A 19,193-nucleotide genomic window follows, 5' to 3' on the forward strand; every position below is an offset into this window, starting at 1 on the left:
TGCTGCGCGTGCGGGATGATCTCTTTGTCCACGAACTCCCGCACGGTCTCCAGGATCGACTGCTGCACATCGGTCAGACCGGGCGTCCGGGCGAGACGGGCCATGGTGGTGCCTCTCTTGCGACTGCCGGAGAACGGCACCGTCCACAGTCGACGGTCGCGCTGCGCGTCCTGCGCGCCGGCGCTGTCACTGTATCGCCGCCGGTGCCCGCTGAGCAGCCTGTACGCCCTGTGGGAGATCTCACCGGCGTTCCCGCACCGCTCCGGAGTGGCCCGCGTCGCCGGGCGCGGGCCACCGCACGTGGATTACAGGGTGATGGACCAGCGATCCAGGGTGCCGGTGTCGCCGTAGCCGTAGTCGGTGACCCGCAGCTGCCACCGGCCCGCCGCCGGTCCCGAGACCGGCACCTGGTAGCCGGCCGGGCCGCTGACGGGCGTGCAGGAGTAGCCGCCGGAGTACTTCACCGCGTAGATGCCGCCGTTCGGCCCGACGAGGGAGATGCCGATGTCCTCGGCGCAGCTGTGGCGGATCGCCACCGTGATCCGGGCCGGGGAGGCCGCCGAACCGGTGGCGGTGGAGGTGACCGGGCTGTAGAACCGCTGGTTGTCGAGGATCGCGAAGTCGGTGTCGTTGCTGAAGGTCCGGTTGCCGGTCGGCGGGGTGGACGGCGGGGTGGACGGTGACGGGGACGACGGGCCGGTGGTGGGGTTGCCGCCGCTCGTGGTCAGGGTAAGCCCCCACCTGGCCAGTGCCTCGTTGACCGGTTGCGCGGTGGTGTTCGGGTTCGACTGGCCGCAGGGGTTGCCGCCGCCGGAGTGCAGGCCGACGGCGAGGGTACCGGTGACGTACGAACCGCCGGAGTCGCCGCCCTGGGAGCAGGCGTCGGTGGTGAACAGGCCGTCGACGATGACGTTGCCGTAGTCGATGCTCTGGTCGACGGCGGTGACCCGGCCGCAGCGCCAGCCCGACGTCTGACCCGCGCGGCAGACGGACATGCCGGTCACCGGCTCGGTGGAGCCGGTGACGGTCACGTCGGCCGCGGTGCCCCACGCGTAGACGACAGGGCTGAGCGTCCAGCCGCTCGCGGTCACGTCGACCAGCCCGAAGTCGCCCTCGCGGCTGTTGACGCTGTGGGTGCCGCCGCTGTTGGAGGTACCGACGGACGTGCCGTCCTTGCCGTAGGCGGCCTGGTTCACGTCGTTGGTGCAGTGACCCGCGGTCAGGAAGTGCCGGCCACCCCCGGCGCCCGTCGCCGCGAACCCGATCGAGCAGGCTCCCTCCGTGCCCGGGGTCCACTTGTCCCCGCCCCGGACGCTGCCCGCCTGCTGCCGCTGCGCGGGCACGTCCGGGACGACCCGGACGGCCGGGCTCAGCGCCGCGGCCCACGCGGTGAACGCGTCGCCCGCGCCCTGGGTGCGCACCTCGACGGTGCCGGTGCGCGGGTCCACGCCCCAACCGGCCAGGCCGGCCGGGCGTCGCGCGGCGGCCCGGGCGCCGATCGCGCGGACCAGCCCGGCCAGCTCCGCCCGGCCGTGCGGGACGGGCTGCGCGACCGCGCCGGCCGCGGTGACCTGCGCGGCGGTCTCGTCGTCGGAGACCCCGGCGACGAGCCGCCCGGTGCCGGCGTCGAACCAGTAGCCGGTGAGCTGCCCGCCGAGCGGGCGCAGGCGCTGCGCGACGGTGCGGGCCGCGGCCTCGTCGGTCAGCCGCTGCCGCGCCTGCTGCGGGCTCAGGCCGAGGTCTCGGCTCATCGCGGCGATCAGCGCCGGCGGCGGTCCGCCGGCCGGCGCGGCCGACGGCCCGGCGATCGCGACGGCCGAGGCGGACCCGGCGATCGCGACGCCGGCGGTGAGGACGGCCAGGATGCGTTTCATGGACGGCTCCCTTTCCTTGCGGGTTCGGTGCCGTCACGCTATTGATCCCATCGCCGGATGTGGATGTCTTCACACGGTCGCCCTGTTCACCGTGTTCACATCTCGTTCACTGCCATTCCCAGTCGATGCCGTAGCTGCCGGGGGCGGCGTCGAGGAGGATGAGACGGGCGAGGTTCCCGGCGACGCGGACGTCGGCGTCACCGGCCGTGCAGCGGGCCGGCAGCCGCCCCGGGGCGAACTCGACCTCCAGCACGTACTGGCGGACCGGGTTCGCGAAGCGGCGCACGCAGCTGACCGTCGGCGGCCCGGCGTCGCTGGTGAGATCCAGCTCGTACTCCACGACCGTGCGCTCACCGGTGTCCAGGACCCGGTCCAGCCAGACCTCCCACACGGTGACCCCGGCGCCGGGGTCGCGCCGGCACCGGCCGGGGCGCCCGCCGCTGCCGACCCGCAGCTGCGGGGTGCGCGGCCCGCCGGCGTCGTCGTGGTAGATCACCACGATCCGGTCGACGTCCTCGGCGGTCGCCTCGACCACGGCGGTGATCCGGCACCAGGCCTCCCTGCCGTCGCCGTCGATGCGGTACCGGTCGTGCAGGCTGATCGTGCGGCGCCCCTCGTACGGGGTGCCGACGGCGGCCAGTACCCGCGACACCGGCTCCTCGTCGGCGCCCCACAGCCGGTCGACGGGCAACGGCGGCCCGTCCGCCGCGTCCGGCCGCCGCACCCGCCTCGGCGCGGTGCTCAGCGGCGCCGTCAACGCTCCGGCCGGGACCCGCAGCACCTCCTCGAGGACGCCGAGCGCCGCGATCGACTCCGGGCGCTCCGGCACCCGCAGCCCGCGCGACCAGTAGCTCAGGCTCGCCGGGCTGAGCGGGTGCCCGCGCAGCGCCATCCGGTGGGCCAGCCGGTCGAGCGTCAGGCCGCGGGCCACGATCGCGGCCCGCAGCGCCTCGGGAAACGATTCACCGTCGCGTCGCATCCAGAAGATGTACCAGCAACCCGCCTGGCCGGCACGGGTCGGCAGCCGCGCCGCCGGGGCAGAATCGGATGATCGGATCGGTCCGCGGCTGTCGGGCGCGACCCGGGTGCGCCGGAGCAGGCTGGACGTCGAAGGGAGGCCACGTGATCGCCACACTCAACCGGCTCGTCGAGCACGTCGAGCGCCACCTCACCGACGACCTGGACATCGGGGGACTGGCGGCGGAGGCCGGCACGACCGAGTACCACCTGCGCAGGATGTTCTCGTCGCTGGCCGGGATGCCGCTGTCGGAGTACGTGCGGCGCCGGCGGATGACGGTCGCGGCCGCGGATGTCGTGCGGGGCACGGAGGACCTGCTCAGCATCGCGGTCCGGCACGGGTACACGTCGACCGAGGCGTTTGGCCGGGCGTTCCGGGCGGTGCACGGCGCCGGGCCCGGTGACGTCCGGCGCGACGGTGGCCCCCTTCGCACACAACCACAGGTCAGGTTCCGCCTGACCGTCGAAGGGAGCAGCCCCATGGACACCAGGATCGTCGAACGGCCCGCGTTCCGGCTCATCGGTCACGCGGCCCGCGTGCCGCTGGTCCACCACGGCGTCAACCCGCACATCCAGCGGCACATCGCCGCCCTGCCACCGGAGGAGCACGCGCGGCTCAAGGCGCTCAGCAACGCCGACCCGGGCGGCCTGCTGCAGGTCAGCGACGACGTCGATCCCGACGCCGCCGAGGGCAGCGAGCTGACCTACCTGCACGGGGTCGCCGTCACCCAGGACACCCCGCCGCCCGGGGACCTGGACGCCATCGAGGTGCCGGCGGGCAGGTGGGCCGTGTTCCACACCGCCGGACCGTTTCCGCAGGTGTTGCAGACGACGTGGGCGGCCACCGCCACGGAATGGTTCCCGTCCAACCCGTGGCGGCTGCGGCCCGGACCGTCGATCGTCGCGATGCTCGACCGTGCCGCCGACTTCAGCACCGCGACCTGTGAGCTCTGGCTCCCCGTCGAGCCGGCCTGACGGCACCGCACCACCGCCGCCCCCGGGGCTCAGCCGGGGGCGGCGGCGCCGTGGCCACCGGAGCTCGGTGACGGCCCACCGGTCGACCGCGGTCCCGCAGACGCCGGCGTGGTGGGCGCAGATCCGGCGCGTCGGATTCCTGTCCCATGGACGCGACGAGCGCGGCGGGCGGACAGTCGGTACGTTCAGGGCATGCATCCCCCCACGCTGGTAGCGCCGCCGGGACCGGCGAAGGGCATGACGGCGCGGGAGGCGCGGGCGCTGCTGGCGCGGGCGGGCGAGGCGCAGGCCGCCGCCGAGGCGATCGTCGAGGCCGTCGGCGCGGCGCGGGACGAGGTCGTGGAGGCGTATCGCGTCGCGAGCGAGCCGCAGGTGTGGACCGCGATCGAGAACATGTCGGTCGAAACGGTCAAGGACACCGTGGACGGCCGGGCCCGGCTGGACGAGCTGCCGGCGCACGGCTTCCGGTCGGTCGCCGACGTGCTGCGGGCCGGGCCGGACCGGCTGAAGGCGGTGCCCGGCATCGGGGAGGGCACGGCGCGCAAGACCATCAACGCCGCCGAGCAGCTGCGGCGGGCGGCGCGCGACGCGCTGCAGTTCCGCATCGAGTTCGACCCGAAGCACGCGGACATGACCCGGCTGGTGCGGGCCCTCGCGAGGTACGGCATGGTCTGGCACGCGGCCGGGGCGCACGAGCAGGACGCCGAACGGATCGCCGAGGAGCTCAGGGCGGCCCGTCCGGTCGCCGGGCCGGCCGCGGCGGGACCGTTGCGCCGGCTGTTCATGCGCGCCGGGCAGCGGGCCGTCGCCGACGACGCGGCGAGACGGGTCCAGGCGGCGCTGGAGGACGCCGGGGCCGGCGGCATGCTGGACGCCGCGGGGAAGCTGCGCGCGGTCAGGACGCCCACGGACCGGCAGGTCTGGCGCGACTTCGAGCAGCGGTCGGTCGACTACTACGCCCTGCTCAGCCAGGTCGTCGGCCTCGGCGGCGACGTCGCGGCGAGCGAGGGGTTCCTGCCCGCCGACATCGTCGAGCGGGTCGGCGCGCAGCACCTGGACACGTCCCGGCTCAGCGACACCCTTCGGCTGCGCGGCTACCAGTCGTTCGGCGCGCGCTTCGCCCTCGTGCAGCGGCGGGTCGTGCTCGGCGACGAGATGGGGCTGGGCAAGACGGTGCAGGCCATCGCCGCGATGGGGCACCTGGCCGCCCGTGGCGCCACGCACTTCCTGGTCGTCTGCCCGGCGAGCGTACTGATCAACTGGGCTCGCGAGGTCGCCCGGCACTCCACGATCCCGGTCGTCACCCTGCACGGCAACGGCCGGGCCCGCGCGGTGGCCAGGTGGCGGGAGGAGGGCGGCGTCGGCGTGGTCACGTTCGGCTCGCTGGGCGCGGTCGAGCTGCCGCCGCCGCGGCCCGCGCTGCTGGTCGTCGACGAGGCGCACTACGTGAAGAACCCCGACGCCAAGCGGTCGCAGGCGGTCAACCGGGTCGCCGCCGGGTCCGACCGGGTGCTGTTCCTCACCGGTACCCCCATGGAGAACCGCATCGACGAGTTCCGGGCGCTGATCGAGCACCTGCGGCCGGACGTCGCCGCGGGCATGGGCCCGGAGCACGCGGCGGTCAGCGTCGAGGCGTTCCGGCGGGCGGCGGCACCGGTGTACCTGCGGCGCAACCAGCCCGACGTGCTCACCGAGCTGCCGGAGCTGGTCCAGGTCGACGAGTGGGAGGAGTTCGGCGCCGAGGACGGGGCCGCCTACCGGTCAGCGGTCCGCGACGGCAACTTCATGGCGATGCGCCGGGCCGCGTTCGCCGTGCGCCGCCCGCACGACTCGGCGAAGCTGACCCGCCTGCTCGAACTGGCCCGTGAGGCCCTGGCGGCCAAGCGCAACGTCGTCGTCTTCTCCTACTTCCGCGACGTCCTCGCCGTCGTGCACGCGGCGCTCGGCGCCGACGCGCGCGGGCCGATCACCGGCTCGACCCCGGTCGCCGACCGGCAGCGCATCGTCGACGAGTTCACCGCGGCCAAGAAGCCGGCCGTCCTGGTCTGCCAGATCGAGGCCGCCGGCGTGGGCGTCAACATCCAGGCCGCCTCGGTCGTCATCCTGTGCGAGCCGCAGGTCAAGCCGTCGATCGAGGCCCAGGCGATCGCCCGCGCCCACCGCATGGGCCAGGTCCGCACCGTGCAGGTCCACCGGCTGCTGATCGCCGACTCGGTCGACGAGCGGATGATCGAGCTGCTGGGCTCGAAGGCGCAGCTGTTCGACGCGTACGTCCGGCACAGCACCATCGCCCAGGCGTCCCCCGGCGCCGTGGACATCTCCGAGGTGCAACTGGCCAGGACGATCGTCGCCGAGGAGCAGCAGCGCCTCGCCGGCACCACGACCCGTGTCTGATGCCCGTCGATGGATTGTGGCGGCGGGCGCGAGCGTCGATGATGGCGACGGCATAGACCACCGTCGAAGGGATGGACATGATCCGTCGTACGCTGCTCGCACTGCTGGTCACCGGCGCCGTGCTCACCGGCGCCGCCACCCCCGCCGCGGCGATCCCGCCGCCCCCGCCCGGCGGTGACCTCCTCATCGTCTTCGCGTACTACGCCGACGCGGCCAAGACCCAGATCATCGGGCAGACGTGGCACGGCTGCGGCCAGCCGTCCGGCAGCTGGGGCGTGACCTCGGGCATCAGGGACGTGTTCTTCACCCCCTGCTGAGCCCCGTTCTGGGCCGGGGCGCTTGTCGTGAAGCGCCCCGGCCGGGCTGTCACGGGGCGATCTGCCAGAGCTGGCAGGTGTTGTTGAGCCACATCCACAGCTGGACCTTGGTGCCGTTGGCGGTGCCGCAGTTCTGGTCGTCCAGGACCATGCCGCTGTTCTCGACGACCAGCTCGTACCGGCCGTTGCCGGCGGGGATGACCGCCCACTGCTGGCAGGTGTTGCCCAGCGACTGCCACAGGTTCGTGGCGGTGCCGAGGGCGAGCCCGCAGTTGACGGCGTCGAGGACCTTGCCGGCGTTGACGTTGGTGACGGTCCACTTGTTGGCCCCGACGCTGTTGAAGCGCCACTGCTGGCAGGTGTTGCCCAGCGCCTGCCAGACGTCGATCTGCGTGCCGTTGGCGGTGCCGCAGTTGACGGCGTCGAGGACCTTGCCGCTGGCCAGGTTCGTCAGCCGGTACGTCGCGCCGTTCACCGGGAAGGTGACGCTCTTGCCGTACCCGACGGCGACGATGTTGGACTGCACCGCGTTCTCCGTGGCGTCGGTCGGGTAGCCGCTGGTCATGACGCCCTCGAAGAAGGAGCCGACCGAGCCGTTGCTGTTGTCGCCGCCGATGCCCAGGATGATCGCGCCCTGCTTGGTCATCGGACGGTAGCCGGACTGGGTGGGCAGCCCGCCGTCGTACCGGGTCGCGAGCCCGCCGGACTGCGCGTTGCCGTCCTTGATGGCATACGTCGTGGTGCCGTTGTTCTTCAGCATCGCGGTCACGAACGCGCTGCCGCGCCCGGTGTTGGCCGTCCACGACCCGTTGCCGCCGGCGAACAGCCCGTTCTCCAGGTCCGCGGCGACCCGCGGCCCACCGGCGCACGGCTGGAACCAGCACAGCGTGCCGAAGTAGATGGCGTCCATGTCACCGTTGCCGGTGTCCATGTTGTTGGTCTCGGCGTTGCCGTAGTCGAAGCAGCACCGGTCGTTGACGTGGGTGCCCTCGGTGACCATGTACATGCCCTCGGGCTGGCTGCCCGTGGCGATCCCGTTGGTGTTGTTGTTGCGGTACCCGTTGCCGGCCGAGATGTACACGCCGTACACCTTGTGCCCGCCGGCCGTCACCGGCAGCGCCGCCGCGTTCGCGCCCTGGTCGGCGGTCGGGTTGGCGCCGCCGCCGGGAGCGATCGTGAGGTCGTTGTGCCGTGCCGTCTGGTCGTAGATGCGCACGATCGTGCAGTAGGTGCCGTTGCAGAACGAGTCCTGCGCGGCAGCGTTGGCGTAGCCGCCGGCGCTGAGCACGCCGATGTTCGACGTCGCCCCGTCCGACCAGCGCCGCACCTGGTACAGCGATCCGCCGTAGGAGCCGAAGAGCGCGCGCGTGGTGCTGTGCGCGGCGACGCACGGCGTGCCGCCGCTCTGGTAAAGGTCGCACGGGCCGGTGCCGGCCGCCTGCGCCGCGGGGGCGGGCAGCGCCACCAGCGCCGTTGCCACGAGCGCCACGGCGATCACCGCACGCCGTAGAGATCCGAGTTTCATTGGACGCCTTTCCGGGGCGAATGTGAGCGTTCACACGCGGGGTGTTCACATCAGGTTGGCGGCCAGCCTCACCGTGGAGTGTTATCGCTCACATAGATGATGTCAAGTGACTGCCGGTCGGCGCCGGTCAGACGGCGGCGAGCAGGGCGTCCAGGGGCCGGGGCAGGCTGCCCCAGCCGATCGCCGCCTCGACGAACAACCGTGCGTAGCGCAGCTTGCGGCGCGCGCCGCTGCCCAGGAAGCGACGCACCTGCGCCTCGGGATCCTTGCCGCGCCAGGCGGGCTGGCTCTGCAGCGAGTGGAACGCGCCGAGGTCGCCCTGGGAGTCGAAGAGCGCCTCGGCCCCCGCGGTGCCCACGGCGCGGATCAGCTCGTCCTCGAGGTCGTCGACGCAGACGAAGAACCCGAGGCGCTCCATGTCGACGCGGGTGCGGGGCGAGCCGATCTGGGCCGAGACCAGCCCGCGCCGGAAGAGCTCCTCCTCGCCCAGGTCGCACAGGCCGGCGACGGGCATCCGGCCGCCGAGCGGGCCCAGCCGCATGAGGAACCGGCCGACCGCGTGGGCGCCGCCGATCGGCACGATGACGATCCGCTCCGCCTCGAGGTCCCGGCCGCGGCCCAGGGCGGCGGTCTCCAGGGCGATCTGGTCGCTGATGCCCTCGACGAGGATCACGGCCTCGGCGCCGGCGATCTTCGCCACGGCGTGGGCGGTCGCGTGCACCGGCGCGTCCGGGCCGCTGAAATACCCGTCGAGCGCCCGGCGGGCGAGTTCAGCGCGGTCCATGCCGCAATCATCGGCGACGACCGGGCTGCCGGCCAGGGGTGTGACCGCCGCGGAGGCGCCACCCGGATCGTGGGTGGCGCCTGCGCGGGTACGGGCGGGGATCGGACCACAGCGTCAGCGTCCAGGTGTCGACCCGGCCGGTGTCCCCGGTGGCGGCGTCGCGGACCCGCAGGGTCCAGGTGCCGTTGGCGGCCTCGGTGGACAGGTTGAGCGGGAACGTCTGGATGATGTCGACGCCGTTGGCGGGCCGGTTCGCCAGGTTGTAGACGGTGCCGTCGGGTGCGACCAGGTCGACGACCAGGTCCTCACGCACCCAGCTGGTCCGCGAGGTGTCCAGACCGCAGTGACCATCGCCGCGGTGCCGCGGCGGGACCACCGGACGTCACGGATCATTGAGCGATGCGACTACGGATGGAACTGTTCGTCGACGACATGGACGTCAGCGTCGCCTTCTACCGCGACGTGCTCGGCTTCCGGGTCGAGCGGCGGGCCGGCGACTACGCGAGCCTGCGCCGCGGCGGTGTCGTGCTCGGGCTCGGCCCGGTCGCCAAGCTGCCCGAGCACGGCGACGGCCCGGGCTTCACCCGGCGGCGGCTCGCGGGCGACAAGGGCGCCGGCGTCGAGATCGTGCTGGAGGTCGACGGGCAGGAGGCGCTGCGGGCGCTGTACGAGCACTGCCGGTCGCACGCGCCGGTCGTGGAACCGTTGCGGCTACGGTCCTGGGGCCTGGAGGACTTCCGGCTCGCCGACCCGGACGGCTACTACCTGCGCCTCACCCACGGCGACGCCGCCGCCGAGGTCAGCGCAGCGCCTTCCGGAGAATGAAGTTCAGGCCGAAGTCCGTGTCCGTGGTGCGCACGTCGACGTACCCGAGCCGCTGGTAGAACCCGTGCGCGCTGATGCTCGAGCCGGTCTCCATGAACTCGTGCCCGTCCGCGGCGGCGAGCCCCTCGACGTGCCCCATCAGCAGCCGGCCGACGCCGGTCCCGGCGGTCTCGGGCAGCACGAACATCGTGTACACCTTGTTGCCGTCCCGCGAGACCGTGCCGACGACCCCGTCCTGCTCCGCGACGAACATCTCCCGCGCCGCGGCGAGCTCCACGACCCGCCCGGCCGTGAAGTGCGCGCACATCCGGCCGATGATGTCGGCGTCGTAGTCGCGGCTGTTGACCTCCCGCAGACACCGCCCGATGATCCCCGCCACCACCTGAGCGTCCCCGCCCTCGAACCGCCGCACCGTCGTCATGGGGTCCATCCTGCCGTAGCGGGACGCACCGTCAGGACGTGACGTCGATGCCGTAGTCGCGGGCCACGCTCCCCGCGGCGGACACCGGCGAAACCGCCGGACCTGTCCGCTCGGTCGAGCGGGTCCCGTCCGAACCTCCGCCGGACGGTCACCGACCGGCGGAGGTCCGGAGCTCAGCTGCTGAGGTCGATGTCCAGGACCGCGACGTCGGTGGGGCCGACGAAGAGGACGGTGCCGGCGTAGTCGTGCTCGTCGCCGGCCTCCTCGTCGATGCCGTCGATCGGGAGGTAGCCGGCGGCGAGGAGGTGCGGCGGGCCGTCGGGGCCGGTGGTGCGGGCGAGGAGCTGGTCGATCAGGTCGCGGTACAGGTGCCGGGTGATGTGGTCCGGCGGGACGTGCGGCCACTCCTCGATGCCGTCCCACGTGTCGTCGAACAGCTCGAGCAGGGAGCTGCGCACGACCGTGTACAGGCCGCGGTCGAGCTCCTCGACGGTCAGGGCGCGCAGCTGCGGCGGGTCCTCCGGCTCCTCCTCGCGGGTGCGGGTCCACCAACGGGCGGCGGCCTCGATCGGGTCGGCGGCGTCGCGGGGGCCGACCCACGCCCGGAACCTGACCGGGTTGTTGTTGTTCACCCACAGGTGGGCGGCGAGGAGCGTGATCAGGCTGCCGATCCGGGTGCGCAGCGCGGCGTCGCCGCCGTCGGCGGGCAGGGACGGCGGTGGCTCGGTGGCCGGCGCCGGGGCGACGCTGACCCGCAGGACCCGGCCGGAGGAGTCGCGCTGCACCAGGTGCAGGTCGTCGCCGCCGGTCGAGACGCGCAGCAGGTCGGCGTACGGCCCGGCGAGCCGCCCGGCGAGATACGCGAGCAGCGCCGCCCCGCGCCGGTCGGTGGCCGGGATCAGCGTGCCCAGCAGGGTGGTGACCTCGGCGGTCACCTCGTCCTGCGGTCGGGTCGGCTCGTATGGCCGCCCCTGCGCGGGCTGGACCAGGCCGAGCAGGACCGTGGCGTCGGCGGGCTCGGCCGGCAGCCCGCAGATGGCGGCGAGGCCGGGTGGTGGCTGCCGCCACTGCTGCGCGGTGCGCTCCGGCGCCTTGGCGGTCACGCACGAGCCGCGCCAGCCGGGGGTGCCGTCCCGGGTCCAGTCGGCGAGCAGCCACAGTGCCGCGACGGCCGCCCACTGGGATCCCGTCGGCGACAACGGCTGGTCCGCCGGTGCCGGCACCGGCTGCCGATCCCAGGTCTCCGTGTAGCTCACGGTCCGGTCCAACCCGGCCGCCTCCTTCACTGCTCGTCAGGCGTCCGTGACGGCCCCGATCACGCCCGGAGCCTATCGCGGCGGGGTCGCGGCGGGTTGGCGGGAATGGCAGAGTGGCCCGCCATGGGGGACGCCACGAAAGGGCCGGCGCTGTCGGCGTTGCGCGGCCGTCGCGGTGGCCGCCGGCGGGGTCGCGCTGGCCTCGGCCGGCGTGGACGAACCCTGCGACAGTGACCTCGTCTGCCTGCCGGATCTGAGCGGTCTGCTCTTCGTCGTCGCCGCCGTCCCGGTGGTCGTCGCGGTCGCCGGTCCGCTGCTGGCGGTCCTGCTGCGACTGCCGCGTCCCGGGCTGTATGCGATCCCGGCCGTCGTCGCGGTGCCGGCGATGTGCGCCATGTCCGGGCCGCCCGACGACGTGTCGTGGCCGTTCGACGATCTGGCCAGCACCGTGGTGCTGCTGTGGGCGCCGTACGTGCTGATCGCCGTGGCGACGTCCCGCCCCGGCGGTGTTTCCGCGCAGGCGGGCGGCGCGGCGACCGGCGCCGCGCCGCCCCCGGGCGAGGTCAGCTGACGCTCGTCAGGTCCTGCGCGCGGTCCGGCGCAGGGACGGCCGTGCGGGACAGCCGGCCCGGCCACCAGGCGGTCCGTCCGATGTGGACGGCGAGCGCCGGGACGAGCAGGCTGCGCACCAGCAGCGTGTCGATGAGCACGCCGACGGTCACGATCACGCCGATCTGCATCGACGGCACCATCGGCAGGATCATCAGCGCCGCGAACGTCGCCGCGAGGACCACCCCGGCGCTGGTGATGACCCCGCCGGTCACGGTGAGCGCGTGCAGCACGCCGTCGCGCGGGCCGAGCTGGGCGGTCTCCTCCCGGGCCCGGGTCATCAGGAAGATCGTGTAGTCGACGCCCAGGGCGACGATGAACAGGAACGTCTGCAGCGGCACCGCGCTCCACAGCCGCGGGTGACCCATCCAGTCCAGCAGGAACCCGGCCGCGCCGAGCGCCGCCGCGTAGGACAGCACCACGCTCGCCAGCAGCACCAGCGGCGCGACGACCGCGCGCAGCAGCAGCATCAGCACGACGAGGATGACGGCGAGGACGAGCGGGACCACGACCAGGTTGTCCCGGCCGGTGACCGCGTCGCCGTCGACCTCGAAGGCGGTGTCCCCGCCGACGAGGGCGTCTCGGTCGTGGGCGCGGACCGCGGCGCGCAGCCGCGACAGGGCTGCCTGCGCCGCCGGGCTGGTCGGCTCGGCGGCGAACGTCGCATCGATGCGCACCCAACGGCCGTCCGCGGAGCGCTGCGGCTCGCCGACCGCGGCCACGCCGTCGACGGCGCGGGCGGCGTCCGCGACCGGCCCGGCGGTCGAGGCGGTGGCCAGGACGACGGCCGGCGCGAGCGTGCCGCCCGGGTAGTGCCGCTCGATGAGCCGCTGCCCGGTGACCGAGCCGACCTCGTCGGTGAAGGTCTCGTCGCCCGGCAGGCCGATGCTGAGGTTGGTGACGCCGATGGTGAGCGCGGCCAGGACGGCGGCGGTCGCCAGCCACACGGTGCGGGGGCGGCGGCCGACGAACCGCGCGACCCGGGCCCAGACGCCGTGGTCGGCGGCGACGTCCTGGTTCTCGATGCCCGGCGTGTACCGTGGCACGAACGGCCAGAACACCCAGCGGCCGAAGAGGACCAGCACCGCCGGCAGCAGGGTCGCCATCGCGCACAGGGTCACGACGACCGCGACCGCGCCGACCGGTCCGAGGCCGTGCGTGGCGGGCTGGTCGGCGGCGAGCAGGCACAGCAGGCCGATCGCGACGGTCGCCGCCGACGCGCAGATCGCCGGGAAGGAGCGGCGCAACGCGATCGCCATCGCCTCGTGCCGGTCCTCGTGCCGGCGCAGCTCCTCGCGGTACCGGGCGACGATCAGCAGCGCGTAGTCGACGCCGACGCCGACGGCCAGGATCGTCATGATGTTCTGGCTCTGCAGGTCGACGCTGATGCCGGCGTGCTTGACGAGCAGGTAGACGACCCCGCCCGCGACCTGGCTGGCGACGGCGGCGGTGAGCAGCGGGACGATCCACAGCACCGGGCTGCGGTACGTCAGCAGCAACAGCACCGCGACGGCGGCGACGGTCGCCAGCAGGAGCGTGACGTCGAGGCCCGCGAACGCGTCGGCGAAGTCGTCCTCCGCGCCGGCCGAGCCGGTCAGGGCGGTCCGCAGCCCGTCGGGGTTCTCACCGGCGAGCCGGTCCTTGATCGGGCCGACGGCCGCCGTCTGCTCGTCGCCGGTACCGGCGAGCGCGAACGTCACCAGCAACGCCTTGCCGTCGGCGGCGGGCACCGGCTCCGGCACGGTCCCACCGGCCGCGTGGGCGGCGAACGCGGCCCGGTCCGAGGACACCTTCGCCCGGTCGGCGTCGGTGAGCCCGGACTCGCGGACGTAGACGGCGACGGCGACGAGGTTGTCCGGCTCGGGGAACGCCGCCTCCGCCCGGGCCGCGGCCCGGCTGGCCTCCGCGCCGGCCGGCAGCGACCCGAGCGACTCGTTGTCCTGCACGTCGGCGAGCTGCAGCGCGAGCGGCCCCATCACGCCCACGAGCACGACCCACAGCGCCAGCATCAGCAGTTTCGTACGGCGGCCTGACGGCAGCCGGGACAGCGTGGACATCGTGTTCCCTCCCTGGAACCGGTGAGTGATGTCTTCGATCCAACGCATCCGCGGCCGCGCGGGCAGGAGTGGCACGTCCCGAACCGCGGTGGTGATAGCACCACCGCCACGGCGGGCGGGGCTGGGCCAGAATGGGCACGTGCCCGATTTCGACAAGCGGCGAGCGTGGCTGATCCGTGGGCTGACGGCCGGCCTGCGCGGTGTGCTGCTCGCGGTCGGCACGCTGTCCACGCACATCACCCTGTTCGTGCTGTTCGTGGTGTCGGTCGTGCTCACCGTCGCGGGCGTCGGCATCTTCCTCGTGCCCCTCGCGGCCGTCGGGGTCCGTGCCGTCGCCGACCTCGACCGGCGGCTGCTGTCGCAGTGGACCGGCGTCGAGCTGCCGCGCCCGTACCGGGATCGCCCCGCCGGAGCCGGCATCTGGGGCCTGTACCGGTGGGTGATGACCGACCCCGCGACCTGGCGGGACCTGGCCTGGCTGCTGCTGTCCGTCCAGGTCGTCGGGCCGCTGCTGATCGCGCCGGCCGCCGTGACCGTCTACGGCGTCGAGGGCGTCCTCGGCGTGCCGGTGCTGCTGCACTACCTGCTCGACTGGTACGGCTACGGCGCCCTGTGGCCGATGGACAACCTGGGCGAGGCGCTGCTGAGCTGGCCGCAGGGCGTGCTCTTCCTGGCCGCCGGGCTGACCCTGGCGCCGCCCGCGCTGCGCTGGTTCGCCCTGTTCACGCGGTGGCTGCTGGCCCCGACCAGGTCGGCGGCGCTCGCCCGGCGGGTGGACCGGCTCACCCGTACCAGGACGGAGACCGTCGACGCGCAGGCCACCGAGCTGCGCCGGATCGAGCGCGACCTGCACGACGGCGCGCAGGCCCGGCTCGTCGCGGTCAGCATGAAGATCGGCCTCGCCGAGGAGCTGATGTCCCGCGACCCGGAGGCGGCGCTGCGGCTGATGGCGCAGGCCCGCGAGCACAGCGGACTGGCCCTCGCCGAGCTGCGCGACCTGGTCCGCGGCATCCACCCGCCGGTCCTCGCCGAGCGCGGCCTCGACGGCGCCGTCCGCGCGCTCGCGCTCGCCGCCCCGCTGCCCGTCGACGTCGACGTCGACCTGCCCGGGCGGCCCCCGGCGCCGGTCGAGTCGGCGGCGTACTTCGCCGTCGCCGAGGCGCTGACCAACGTCGCGAAGCACGCCGCCGCCGGTCGGGTCGAGCTGCGGCTGTCGTACCGGCGCGACCGCCTGAGCATCGTGGTCGCCGACGACGGCCGTGGCGGCGCCGCACCCGCCGCCGGCGGCGGTCTGCGGGGGATCGAGCGCCGCCTCGCCGCGTTTGATGGCACCATGTCCGTGGCCAGTCCGCCCGGCGGACCCACCACCGTGACGATGGAGCTGCCGTGCGAGTTGTCATCGCCGAGGACCTCGCCCTCCTCAGAGACGGACTGATCCACATCCTGCAGGCGTTCGACTTCGAGGTCGTCGCGTCCGTCGACAACGGCCCGGCGCTGCTGCCGGCCCTGCTGCGGCACCGTCCCGACGTGGCGGTCGTCGACGTGCGGCTGCCGCCGACGTTCACCGACGAAGGCCTGCAGGCCTCGATCGCCGCCCGCGCCCAGGTGCCCGGCCTGCCGATCCTGGTGCTCTCGCAGCACGTCGAGCAGCTGTACGCCCGGGAGCTGCTCGCCTCCGGCGCCGGCGGCATCGGCTACCTGCTCAAGGACCGCGTGTCGCACGTCGGGCAGTTCATCGACGCGGTCCGCCGGGTCGCCGGCGGCGGCACCGTCATGGACCCGGAGGTCATCGCGCTGCTGCTGGCCCGCCGCGACAGCCAGCCCCTCGACGCGCTCACCGCCCGGGAACGCGAGGTCCTCGGCCTGATGGCGGAGGGCCGCTCCAACGCGGCGATCGCCGGGCGGCTGTTCGTGACGGAGAAGGCCATCAGCAAGCACATCAACAGCATCTTCAGCAAGCTCGGCCTGCCGCCGTCCGGCGACGACAACCGCCGCGTCATCGCCGTCCTCGCCTACCTGGAGCAGCTCACCGCGTGACCGCGCTCATCCTCCGACGAGCTCGTGCAGCGCGGCGGTGGTCGCGTCGTCCGCCGGCAGGAACGCCTCCAGCCGCAGCTCGGCGACGGTGACGTCGGTGGCCGTGCCGAAATGCGTGAGGGTGGTGACGAGCCGCAGCTCCCGGCCGCCGTGCCGCAACCGCAGCGGCACCGCGAAGCCCAGATGGTCCGGCGGCACCTGCCGGGGCGGCGCCATCGCGGTGAGCTCCTCGGCCAGCTGATGGAGCCGGTCGCTCGGGTTGCGCACGCTCTCGGCCCGGACCCGGTCGATGACGTGCCACGCCCACTCGCCGAGGTTGACGATCCGCGGCGCCAGCCCCCGCGGATGCAGCAGCAGCCTGGGCACGCTCACCGGCGGCGTCAGCAGGCCCGCCTCGACGCCGCGGGTGATCGTGTGGAACCCGGCGTTGGCCGCGACGAGGTCACCGTGCCGGTCCACGACCACCGCCGGGAACGGCAGGTGCCCCCGCAGCACCCGGTCCAGGGCCTCCCGCAGCGCCTTCAGCTCCGGCCCGTCGAGGTCGCCGTGCGGGTACGCGGGCGCGAACCCCGCGGCGAGCAGCAGCTCGTTGCGCTCGCGGACCGGCACCTCGAGCGACTCCGCCAGCCGGATGATCATCGACCGACCGGGACTCGACCGCCCGCTCTCGATGAAGCTGACGTGCCGCTGCGTGGTCCCGGCCCGCGTGGCGAGCTCCAGCTGGCTGACCCGCCGCCGGGTCCGCCACGTCCGCAACGCCTCCGCGATCATGCCCTCCTGTCTACCTGCTACCGAGCCCACCCGGCGATTCCCTGCCGGGAATGGCCGGGGCGCGGCCCGCTCGGTGTCTGCGGTCCGCTCCGTCATTCCCCTCGAGGAATTGCCGGGGTGCCGGCCGCGCAGCACAGTCGTGGCCATGACCGACAGCGCACTGCAGCACCTCGTCGACCGTTATGTCGCCGTCTGGGGCGAACCCGATCCGTCGCGCCGCCGCCCTGGAGACCCGGGTGACCCGTGCCTACGACGAGTTCGTCGCCCCGGGCACCTTCGCCTTCCGCTCCCGCGGCGACGCCGACCGCCTCCACGACGTGGTGAAGTTCCACTGGGAGATGGTGCCCGCCGCCGGCGGCGACCCGGCCGGCGTCGGCCTGGAGATCCTCGTCCTCGGCCCGGACGGCCGCATCGTCAGCGACTACCAGTTCCTCGAAGGCTGACTGCCGCCCGTACAGGTACGGTGGGGTCGTCGACCGTCGCCGATGTGACCGGATCACGGATATCCGGTACTGTTATGGGCGGTATTCGGGGGAGATGTAGTAGTGGGCATCGCCCCCTGAACCATGTTTGGGCACTGGATGGACAAGCGTCAGTGAGCGCGGTGGAGCAGCAGCTCGCCGCGCCGATCGCGGTCAAGGCGCGCGAGCGGTACATCGACGTGTGGCGGGCCGCCGCCGTGATCCGGATCGTGATCTACCACGGCAGTGGCCTGGCCTGGCTGACGCTGCTGTTCCCGGCGATGGGGCTGATGTTCGCCCTCGCCGGGTCGCTCACCGCCCGGTCGCTGGACCGCTCGCCGTCACACGTCGTGCGCGGCCGGCTGCGGCGACTGCTGCCGCCGCTGTGGGCGTATGGGGCGATCATGCTGCCCCTGACGTTCAGCGGGGCCGAGGGCGACGGCTGGGGGCCGTTCCTCGACGAGCCGCGCGAGCGCATCGACCTGCTGTGGTGGATCGTCCCGGTGGAGTGGCCGCCGCCCGGCGGCGCCGAGTGGGGCTGGATGGCCACCGCCGTGCTCTGGTATCTCGTCGCCTACCTGTGGTTCGTCGTCCTCGCCCCGGTCACGCTGCGGATCTTCCGGGGCTGGCCGGTCCCGACGCTGCTCGTGGCGCTGGCCGCGCCGGTGATCCTGCACCTGGAGCTGATCACCGTGGGCGGCTCGTTCGAGTCGCTGACGCGGGACATGGCCACCTACTTCGCGTGCTGGATCGTCGGTTACGCCCACCGCGACCGGCTCCTGCACCGCATCCCCGGACCGATCTTCGCCGCGGCGGTGCTGGTGCTGTCCGGCGCGGCGGCGGTGTGGCTCTTCCGGCACGGCGGCGGGCGCGGCGACTTCGACCTCAACCATCATCCGGTCGCCAGCGCCTGGTGGTCCACGGCGTTCGTCGCCGCGGTGCTGCGCTTCGACCAGCCGCTGCGCTGGCTGCGGCCCGGCAGCCGGCTCGACCGGGCCGTCGCCGCGATCAACGCGCGGGCGGTCACCATCTACCTGTGGCACTTCCCGATGCTCGGGGTGGCGCAGTTCCTGCTGGACGGCGTGCACCTGGGTGACTGGACCCGCCGGGCGCTGACCACCTGCATCGTCGCGGCCGCCACGTGCGTACCGGTGCTGCTGCTGGGATGGGTCGAGGACCTCGCCGCCCGGCGCGCCCCCTCGCTGCTGCCGCCGGTCCTGCGCAAGCCCGCGGCCGCGGCGCCGGCGCCACCCGTCGCCGCCGCCGGGCCGGCCGATCACTGGGCCCGCCGGACCCTCGCCGGGTTCGGCGTCAGCGCGGTCGCGGTCGTGGTGGTCGCCGCCGGCTGGACCGGCGAGAGCACCGGCGGCACCAGCGGCAGCGAACGGCAGCCGGTGCACGAGCAGGAGGACTACGTCAGCGACCTGCCGTACACGGCGCTGCGCAACGGGCTCGGCCCGGTCGAACGGGACCACACCAACGGCACCGCCGAGCCCGACGACGGGGCCCCGATCGTCCTGGCCGGCGTCCCCTACGCCAGGGGTCTCGGGGTGTCCTCGCCCAGCGCGGTGCGGCTCTATCCGCGCCCTGGCTGCCTGCGCTTCAGCGCGGTCGTCGGTCTCGACCCGGCAGCCGCCGCCGGCAGCGCCACGTTCCTGATCGCCGCCGACGACACGACCGTGGCGACCCTCGGGCCGCTGGAGGCCGGGCAGTCCAGTGAGGTGACCGTCGACATCATCGGGGTGACCCGCCTCGACCTGATCGTCGAGGACCATCAGGGACCGGTCAACGCCGTGTGGGCCGACGCGCGCCTCGTCTGCTCCCAGTAGGATGCGCGGCCGCCGTACGTGCGGCGGCCGCGCACCCATGA

18 protein-coding genes are annotated in these 19,193 nt (G+C 73.7%); 9 read left to right on the top strand and 9 right to left on the bottom strand.

The annotated features are described in order from the left end of the window. Positions 1-305 precede the first annotated feature (305 nt). Positions 306-1,874 (bottom strand): proprotein convertase P-domain-containing protein, encoded by a 1,569-nt coding sequence (locus tag ACZ6TV_RS06635; RefSeq protein ID WP_465296147.1) that lies wholly within the window; start codon positions 1,872-1,874, stop codon positions 306-308. 106 nt (positions 1,875-1,980) lie between these two features. Then, positions 1,981-2,853 carry a helix-turn-helix domain-containing protein gene (locus ACZ6TV_RS06640; protein ID WP_465296149.1) on the bottom strand — a complete coding sequence of 291 codons (873 nt, stop codon included), beginning with the start codon at positions 2,851-2,853 and terminating at the stop codon, positions 1,981-1,983. A gap of 143 nt (positions 2,854-2,996) precedes the next feature. On the opposite strand from ACZ6TV_RS06640, the gene ACZ6TV_RS06645 reads away from it, so the two are divergent. The 3 genes from ACZ6TV_RS06645 (at position 2,997) to ACZ6TV_RS06655 (ending at position 6,577) form a co-directional block, all read left to right on the top strand. Beyond that, the gene (locus tag ACZ6TV_RS06645; RefSeq protein WP_465296151.1) at positions 2,997-3,866 is read left to right on the top strand and encodes an AraC family transcriptional regulator; all 870 of its coding nucleotides are present in this window, start codon (positions 2,997-2,999) and stop codon (positions 3,864-3,866) included. A gap of 192 nt (positions 3,867-4,058) precedes the next feature. After that, positions 4,059-6,260, top strand: coding sequence for a DEAD/DEAH box helicase (locus ACZ6TV_RS06650; RefSeq protein WP_465296153.1), 2,202 nt, complete (start codon positions 4,059-4,061; stop codon positions 6,258-6,260). 71 nt (positions 6,261-6,331) lie between these two features. Continuing rightward, entirely contained in the window at positions 6,332-6,577 is a 246-nt protein-coding gene (locus ACZ6TV_RS06655; protein ID WP_465296156.1) for a DUF6289 family protein, read from the top strand. A 49-nt stretch (positions 6,578-6,626) separates the two neighbouring features. On the opposite strand, the gene ACZ6TV_RS06660 is transcribed toward ACZ6TV_RS06655, so the two are convergent. From ACZ6TV_RS06660 to ACZ6TV_RS06670, 3 genes are all read right to left on the bottom strand, one after another. Next, entirely contained in the window at positions 6,627-8,102 is a 1,476-nt protein-coding gene (locus ACZ6TV_RS06660) for an arabinofuranosidase catalytic domain-containing protein (protein WP_465296158.1), read from the bottom strand. Between the two features lie 127 nt (positions 8,103-8,229). Continuing rightward, positions 8,230-8,886 carry a TOPRIM nucleotidyl transferase/hydrolase domain-containing protein gene (locus ACZ6TV_RS06665; RefSeq protein WP_465296160.1) on the bottom strand — a complete coding sequence of 219 codons (657 nt, stop codon included), beginning with the start codon at positions 8,884-8,886 and terminating at the stop codon, positions 8,230-8,232. 7 nt (positions 8,887-8,893) lie between these two features. Further along, positions 8,894-9,199: a proprotein convertase P-domain-containing protein gene (locus ACZ6TV_RS06670; protein WP_465296162.1), complete on the bottom strand. Its 306-nt coding sequence runs from the start codon at positions 9,197-9,199 to the stop codon at positions 8,894-8,896. Positions 9,200-9,285: 86 nt separating this feature from the next. On the opposite strand from ACZ6TV_RS06670, the gene ACZ6TV_RS06675 reads away from it, so the two are divergent. Further along, on the top strand, positions 9,286-9,711 hold the full coding sequence (locus ACZ6TV_RS06675) for a VOC family protein (protein WP_465296164.1): 426 nt from the start codon (positions 9,286-9,288) through the stop codon (positions 9,709-9,711). Here ACZ6TV_RS06675 and ACZ6TV_RS06680 read toward each other — a convergent pair. Next, positions 9,686-10,132: a GNAT family N-acetyltransferase gene (locus ACZ6TV_RS06680; RefSeq protein WP_465296166.1), complete on the bottom strand. Its 447-nt coding sequence runs from the start codon at positions 10,130-10,132 to the stop codon at positions 9,686-9,688. The genes ACZ6TV_RS06675 and ACZ6TV_RS06680 overlap by 26 nt on opposite strands. 173 nt (positions 10,133-10,305) lie before the next feature. Further along, a complete protein-coding gene (locus ACZ6TV_RS06685; RefSeq protein ID WP_465296168.1) occupies positions 10,306-11,400 on the bottom strand; it encodes a hypothetical protein in 1,095 nt (364 codons plus the stop codon). A 199-nt stretch (positions 11,401-11,599) separates the two neighbouring features. Here ACZ6TV_RS06685 and ACZ6TV_RS06690 point away from each other — a divergent pair, with 199 nt between their 5' ends. Beyond that, positions 11,600-11,959: a hypothetical protein gene (locus tag ACZ6TV_RS06690; protein ID WP_465296169.1), complete on the top strand. Its 360-nt coding sequence runs from the start codon at positions 11,600-11,602 to the stop codon at positions 11,957-11,959. Here ACZ6TV_RS06690 and ACZ6TV_RS06695 read toward each other — a convergent pair. Continuing rightward, positions 11,952-14,054: an MMPL family transporter gene (locus tag ACZ6TV_RS06695; protein WP_465296170.1), complete on the bottom strand. Its 2,103-nt coding sequence runs from the start codon at positions 14,052-14,054 to the stop codon at positions 11,952-11,954. The two genes, ACZ6TV_RS06690 and ACZ6TV_RS06695, sit on opposite strands and share 8 nt — an antisense overlap. 139 nt (positions 14,055-14,193) lie before the next feature. Between ACZ6TV_RS06695 and ACZ6TV_RS06700 the strand changes: the two genes are divergently transcribed. Beyond that, positions 14,194-15,489, top strand: a complete 1,296-nt coding sequence (locus ACZ6TV_RS06700; RefSeq protein WP_465296171.1) for a sensor histidine kinase — start codon at positions 14,194-14,196, stop codon at positions 15,487-15,489. Next, on the top strand, positions 15,441-16,091 hold the full coding sequence (locus tag ACZ6TV_RS06705; protein ID WP_465296172.1) for a LuxR C-terminal-related transcriptional regulator: 651 nt from the start codon (positions 15,441-15,443) through the stop codon (positions 16,089-16,091). Before ACZ6TV_RS06700 ends, ACZ6TV_RS06705 begins: the two co-directional genes overlap by 49 nt. A gap of 6 nt (positions 16,092-16,097) precedes the next feature. On the opposite strand, the gene ACZ6TV_RS06710 is transcribed toward ACZ6TV_RS06705, so the two are convergent. Then, positions 16,098-16,862 carry a helix-turn-helix domain-containing protein gene (locus ACZ6TV_RS06710; protein WP_465296173.1) on the bottom strand — a complete coding sequence of 255 codons (765 nt, stop codon included), beginning with the start codon at positions 16,860-16,862 and terminating at the stop codon, positions 16,098-16,100. A gap of 236 nt (positions 16,863-17,098) precedes the next feature. On the opposite strand from ACZ6TV_RS06710, the gene ACZ6TV_RS06715 reads away from it, so the two are divergent. Together ACZ6TV_RS06715 and ACZ6TV_RS06720 are read left to right on the top strand one after the other, a co-directional pair. Next, positions 17,099-17,305 carry a hypothetical protein gene (locus ACZ6TV_RS06715; protein WP_465296174.1) on the top strand — a complete coding sequence of 69 codons (207 nt, stop codon included), beginning with the start codon at positions 17,099-17,101 and terminating at the stop codon, positions 17,303-17,305. A 152-nt stretch (positions 17,306-17,457) separates the two neighbouring features. Next, a complete protein-coding gene (locus tag ACZ6TV_RS06720; RefSeq protein ID WP_465296175.1) occupies positions 17,458-19,152 on the top strand; it encodes an acyltransferase family protein in 1,695 nt (564 codons plus the stop codon). The last annotated feature ends 41 nt before the right edge of the window (positions 19,153-19,193 follow it).

The organism is Dactylosporangium sp. NPDC051087 (assembly GCF_055586325.1).

What these genes read in the sequence shown, in the direction of transcription:
- ACZ6TV_RS06650 (WP_465296153.1), top strand. Translation starts at nt 4,059, where the DNA reads ATGCATCCCCCCACGCTGGTAGCGCCGCCGGGACCGGCGAAGGGCATG.
- ACZ6TV_RS06655 (WP_465296156.1), top strand. Translation starts at nt 6,332, where the DNA reads ATGGACATGATCCGTCGTACGCTGCTCGCACTGCTGGTCACCGGCGCC.
- ACZ6TV_RS06680 (WP_465296166.1), bottom strand. Translation starts at nt 10,132, where the DNA reads ATGACGACGGTGCGGCGGTTCGAGGGCGGGGACGCTCAGGTGGTGGCG.
- ACZ6TV_RS06675 (WP_465296164.1), top strand. Translation starts at nt 9,286, where the DNA reads ATGCGACTACGGATGGAACTGTTCGTCGACGACATGGACGTCAGCGTC.
- ACZ6TV_RS06665 (WP_465296160.1), bottom strand. Translation starts at nt 8,886, where the DNA reads ATGGACCGCGCTGAACTCGCCCGCCGGGCGCTCGACGGGTATTTCAGC.
- ACZ6TV_RS06710 (WP_465296173.1), bottom strand. Translation starts at nt 16,862, where the DNA reads ATGATCGCGGAGGCGTTGCGGACGTGGCGGACCCGGCGGCGGGTCAGC.
- ACZ6TV_RS06640 (WP_465296149.1), bottom strand. Translation starts at nt 2,853, where the DNA reads ATGCGACGCGACGGTGAATCGTTTCCCGAGGCGCTGCGGGCCGCGATC.
- ACZ6TV_RS06635 (WP_465296147.1), bottom strand. Translation starts at nt 1,874, where the DNA reads ATGAAACGCATCCTGGCCGTCCTCACCGCCGGCGTCGCGATCGCCGGG.
- ACZ6TV_RS06660 (WP_465296158.1), bottom strand. Translation starts at nt 8,102, where the DNA reads ATGAAACTCGGATCTCTACGGCGTGCGGTGATCGCCGTGGCGCTCGTG.
- ACZ6TV_RS06695 (WP_465296170.1), bottom strand. Translation starts at nt 14,054, where the DNA reads ATGTCCACGCTGTCCCGGCTGCCGTCAGGCCGCCGTACGAAACTGCTG.